The 5,245-nt window shown below is 73.8% G+C and carries 4 protein-coding genes; all 4 read right to left on the reverse strand.

Going from position 1 to position 5,245, the window contains the following annotated elements:
• The coding region (locus D7V93_RS37175; protein WP_147451539.1) for a DUF4388 domain-containing protein at positions 1-783 on the reverse strand (783 nt) is incomplete at its 3' end.
• A 57-nt stretch (positions 784-840) separates the two neighbouring features.
• The gene (locus D7V93_RS37180; protein ID WP_244237732.1) at positions 841-1,671 is read right to left on the reverse strand and encodes a hypothetical protein; all 831 of its coding nucleotides are present in this window, start codon (positions 1,669-1,671) and stop codon (positions 841-843) included.
• A 50-nt stretch (positions 1,672-1,721) separates the two neighbouring features.
• A complete protein-coding gene (hemW, locus tag D7V93_RS37185) occupies positions 1,722-2,927 on the reverse strand; it encodes a radical SAM family heme chaperone HemW (protein WP_120647854.1) in 1,206 nt (401 codons plus the stop codon).
• Between the two features lie 13 nt (positions 2,928-2,940).
• A partial coding sequence (locus tag D7V93_RS37190; RefSeq protein ID WP_120647856.1) for a plectin 1 isoform 8 occupies positions 2,941-5,245 on the reverse strand: 2,305 nt, incomplete at its 5' end.

A 5,245-nucleotide genomic window follows, 5' to 3' on the forward strand; every position in this document is an offset into this window, starting at 1 on the left:
GGCGACGGGTTCGGGGACGTGCGGGGCCCGGGCGGCGACCTCGTCGGCCCTCTGGTCCACGTCCTCCACGAAGCCCGCCACGCCCAGCAGGCACAGCGCGTAGAGCCTGCGCAGCACGGACTCCATGTCGAAGCCGGTGCGCTCCAGCAGCTCGTTGAAGGTGGGCCGCTGGCGCAGGGCCTGGAAGAGGCGCGCGTCCTTGGAGGACAGCTTGGGCGCGGACTCCACGCCGGGCATCTGCCCGAAGCGGCGGTCGTCGGTGAAGGTGAAGTGCGTGGTGACGGCGTCGAAGGGCAGCACGGTGGAGACGCCGGTGAGGATGAGCTGCGCGCTGTTGGCGCGCACGGTGGCGTCCGGCGACTCCACGTCGGAGATGAGGCGGTAGCGCGCCTCCGTCCAGCGGAAGCAGTCCAGCAGCTTGTGCGCCAGGTTCGCCTGCAATTGCTTGTAGAGGTCGAAGGGGCTGATGAGCGCCTTCTGCACGAGCAGCGCGCCCATCTGCAGGCCGGAGGACACGCTCTCCCCCAGGGCCTTCTGGTAGTCGGCCTCCGTAAGGCGGCCCTTCTCCACCAGGTACTTGCCCAGCGTCTCGTGCAGGAGGTTGGAGTGGCACGCCACCGGCGCGCCATCCTCGAAGGTGATGCGCTTCTCGCGCTGGCGCACCTTGAGCTCCAGCGTGCAGGTGCGCTCCTCCACCATCAGCGCGTGCAGGAGCAGCGGGAAGGGCGTGTCCGCCAGCGTTCCCTCCCGCTGGCGCAGCACCTGGGACGGTGGGGGGAACATGCGCGGAGCGGACCTCGTGGCGGCGTGCGAGGAGCCCGGGAGCGGGCCTCGCGCGGGCTATTCCGCGTCGTCCCCGCCCAGGTCATCCGCAGCGTAGGGCTCATCGTAGGACCCATCCTGGTAGCGCTGGTAGCCCCCGGGCAGCGCCTGCGTGGGCAGGTAGCGGGTCGCGTAGGCCCCCACGCCCATCATCACCAGGGCCACGGCGGCGTACGCCAGCGGGCGGGACGGGCGCGCCCTGTAGGCCCACCAGCGGTCGCGGCGGCGCTGGAAGCGGGGCGCCACGGTGTACTCGCGCCAGGCGGTGTCCCGCATCGCCTTCGCCTCGGCCGCGAGGCCCTCCTTCGCCAGCACGCGGGAGAGGAGCACGCGCCCCTCCACCGAGCCCTGGCGCACCTGGAGGAAGCGCTCCAGGGCCTCGCGCGCGCCCTTGAGGTCGCCGTGCAGGAGGCGGAAGCGGCCGCGCTCCAGGTCGATGGCGCCCTGCCGGTAGTCGGCGTCCAGGCGCGCGGCCTCGTCGAGCAGCAGCTCGCCCTTGGGCGCCTCGCCCGCGCCCAGGTAGGCCACGCCCAGCAGGTAGAGGGTGTCCACGTCGTCGTCGCCCGCGTCCAGGTTGGGGCGCAAGAGGTCCACCGCTTCCTGGTAGCGCTTCTGGCCCAGGCGGATGTCGGCCAGCTCCGCGCGGGCGCGGCGGTCGTGGGTGTTGGTGAGGATGGTGCCGGCCAGGTCTCCGGCGCGCTGCCACTTCTTGAGGGCGCGCACGGGGCTGGGCAGCACCTGGAGGGTGAAGCGGTCCGCCGCGAACAGCACCACGGCCAGAATCGCCAGGGACCCGAGCGGGCTGCCCGTCAGCATCGTGAGGCCCATCCACAACATCCACTTGGTCAGCACGCTCGAACGTCCTTCCTCATCCACCACGACCGCTTCCCAGCGGTCGCCTAGAGCAGCCGCGCACAGATGGCGCTGTGCACGTCCGCGCCACGCTCCGTCAGGGCCAGCCTGCGCCCGTCCCGCGTGGCGAAGCCATGGGCCACGAGTCGCTCCACCTCCGCGCGCCGGGGCTCCACGGGCTGGCCGTATCGCTCACACACGGCCTCCCAGTCCACCCCCGACACCAGGCGCAGGCCCATGCTCAGTCGCTCGGCGAAGAGTTCCTCCGGACCCAGTGCCTCGCGGCTCGCCTCCGGCACCCGGCCCTCCTCCACCGCGCGCAGGTACGCCTCCGGACTCCGGAGGTTCACGTAGCGGTGGGCCTCGGGCGCCAGCAGCATGCCCGTGGCGCCCACGCCCAGCGCCAGGTACTCGCCGCCCGTCCAGTACAGCGCGTTGTGCCGCGAGCTGAAGCCGGGGCGCGCGTGGTTGGAGACCTCGTAGCGGGACAGGCCGTGGGCGCCGTACACGTCGCGCACCGTGCGGGCCATGGCCACCACGTCGTCGTCCTCCGGCAGCGCAAGCTCTCCGCGCGCCAGCTGCTTGGACAGGGGCGTGTCCTCCGCCAGCACCTCGCGCTCCACGGTCAGCGCATAGGTGGACAGGTGCTCCGGTTGCAGCGCCACCGCGCGGTGCGCGTCCGCCTCCACCTGCGCGCGCGTCTGGCCGTGCACGCCGTAGATGAAGTCCAGCGCCACCACCGGGAAGTCCGCCTTGCGCGCCGCCGCCACCGCGCCCTCCACCATGGCCGCGTCGTGCGCGCGGCCCAGGGCCTTCAGCGTCTCCGGCTGGAAGGACTGCACGCCCAGGGACAGCCGGTTGATGCCCGCGGCGCGGTAGCCGGCGAAGCGCTCCGCGTCCGAGCGCTCCGGGTTGCCCTCCAGCGACACCTCCAGGCCCGGGACGAGCGACATGCGCGCGGCGATTCCCTCCAGCACGCGCGCGACGTAGCGCGGGTGCCACAGCGACGGCGTGCCGCCGCCCAGGAAGAGGGACTCCAGCGGCTTCGTCCGGAGCGACGGGTCGGCGGACAGCCGCGCGTCCAGCTCCGCCAGCACCGCGTTCGCGTACCGCTCCTCCGGCACCTGGCGCGCCACCGCCACCGCGAAGTCGCAGTAGGGGCACTTGGCCAGGCAGTACGGGAAGTGCAGGTAGAGCCCGAAGCGGGCCGCCTGCATGCCCGTCAGCGGATCCGTGGGCGCGGCGAAGGACATGGAGAGGAAACCTCTACTTCAGGGCCTTCAATTGCGCTTCCAGCCTCGCCACCTTCGCCTTGGTGCTGGCGGCCGATTCGAGCGCCGCCTCGGCCGCCATCAGCTTGCGCTTCATGGAGGCCAGGTCCGCCTTGAGCTGGTCGCGCTCCTGGGCCCATTCAGCGGGCACGCCCGCGCCCGGCGCGGGTCCTTCCTCGAGCTGGGCTTCGAGCACCTGCCGGGCCGCCTGCTCCGCCTGGAGCGCGGCGGTGACCTGCGCGAGCTTCGTCTCCAGCGCGGCCTTGTCCCCCTGTGAGGCGCTGCCGGACTGGGTGAGCTTCGCGTCCAGTGAGGCCTTCGCGGCCTGTTCCGCCTGGAGCGTGGCGCTGGCCTGGTTGAGTCGAGCCTCCAGCGCGGCCTTCGCGGCCTGCTCCGCCTGGAGCGTGGCGCCGGACTGGCTGAGCTTTGCTTCCAGCGTGGCCTTCGCGGCCTGCTCCGCCTGGAGCGTGGCGGTCGCTTGAGACAGCTTCGCCTCCAGCGCGGCCTTCGCGGCGTCCAGGTCCTTCACCCGGGCGGCCTGCGCTTCCGCGACGCGGCGCTTGGACTCGGAGGCTTCCAGCGCGCCCTCCACCATCTTCACGCGCTGATGGAGCCGGTCCACCTTGTCCGCTTCCGCGCGGGCCGCCTCCAGCTGCTCGGCGAGGGACGCCAGCTCCTCGCGCTGTCCGCCCTGCCCCGCCGCCAGCGCGTCCACGCGGGCCTCGGCCTCGGCGGCGTTCACCCGGGCGTCCGCGGCCTCGGCTTCCACCGCTTCACGACGGGCCCGCTCCAGCGACAGCTCTTCCTGCGCCTTGGCGACCAGGGCCTGCAGGCGCTGCAGCTCCGCCTCGCGCTGGCCCGCGGCCGTCTCCAGCATGGACACGCGCGCGGAGAAGCCGATGCGCTCCGCCTGCGTGGTGGCCACCTTGCGCTCCACCGCGGCCAACTGCTGCGCGTGCTCCTCGCGCTCGGAGTGCGCGGCCGTCACCTGGGCCGTCAGCTCCGCCACCTTCGCCTCGGCCTCGTGCACCGCCTCGCCGAGCGCCGCCGCGTCCGATTCCATCCGGTCGCGCAGCGACATCTGCTCGGCCTCGGCCGCCTCCAGCACTTCGCGCAGCGAGGCCAGCTCCGACTCGGCCATCCGCGCCCGGACCTCCGCCGCCTCGAGCTCGGAGCGCGACCCTTCGCGCGCCTGGGCCAGCTCCGCCTCCAGCGCACGGACGCGCGCCAGGGCCTGGCTGGCCTCCGCGGCGCGGCCTTCCAGGGCGCTCCGGAGCGAGGGCAGCTCGGCGGCCTCCGCCGTGCGCGCGGTGAGCGCGGCGCGCAGACCCACCGCGTCCGCGTCCTTCAGCGCGAGCGTCCGCTCCAGCTCCGTCACCTGCGTCTGGAGTGAACGGAGCCCGTCCTCCACCACCGCGAGCTGCCGGCGCGCGGCGTCCCGCTCCTCCTCCAGCTGCTTCGCGCGGGTGTGCGCCTCCTCCAGCGAGCTGCGCGACCAGTCGCTCTCGCTCTCCAGCGTGCCCAGCGTGCCCTGCGCCTCCGCGAGCGCTGTCTCCAACTGGCTGGTGCGCAGCGACAGCGTGTCGCGCTCCGTGGTGAGCGCCTGGACCTCCGCGGTCAGCCGCTCCACGTCCCCGAGGACCGACTGGTACTGCTCCTGGACGGCCTCCAGCGCGCCCTGGGCCTCGGACTTGCCGGCGGCCAGCTCCGCCACCCGGTCCTGCGCGAGCCCCAGCGCCTCCTTGGCGCCGACCAGTTCCTCGGCCATGGACCCGCGCGACTCGCGTTCGACCTGGAGCTCCTCCGTCAGCCGGGGGACCTCCGACTCCACCTCCGCCAGCGCGCGCGACAGGTCCCGGCGGTCCGCCTCCGACGCCGCCAGCTCCGCCTCCAGCGCGGCGATCTTCGCCTGGGCCAGCTGCGCGCGCTGCTCGTCCTGGGCCTGCTGCCGTCCCGGGACGCCCGCCGTGGCCGCGTCCTTGCGCGCCTTCTCCAGCGCGGCCCGCAGCGGGGCCAGCTCCGCCTCGCGCTCCGCGTACAGCGCGCGCGCCCGGGCCAGCGTCTCCGTCTTCTGCTTCAGGATGCCGCGGAAGAACTCCAGCTTCTCCTCAGGAGAGCCGCCCATGGGCAGCCGGGGCTCCGCAGGCTCCGCGAACGGGTCCCCCTTGCCGGGGCTGCGCGCCGCGGCCGCCGGGGACAGGGGCGTGGCCGTGGGCAGCCCTCCCCCGCCAATGGGCGGCGTGGGGACGCGAACGGTGGGCCCGGCGACCGGAGCAGGGGTCGAAGACACGGGGGGACGG

It is taken from the genome of Corallococcus llansteffanensis, assembly GCF_003612055.1.
Taxonomy (GTDB): Bacteria; Myxococcota; Myxococcia; order Myxococcales; family Myxococcaceae; genus Corallococcus; species Corallococcus llansteffanensis.

Bases quoted from the DNA above. Each gene is read 5' to 3' on its own strand.
- hemW (WP_120647854.1), bottom strand. From the start codon at position 2,927: ATGTCCTTCGCCGCGCCCACGGATCCGCTGACGGGCATGCAGGCGGCC.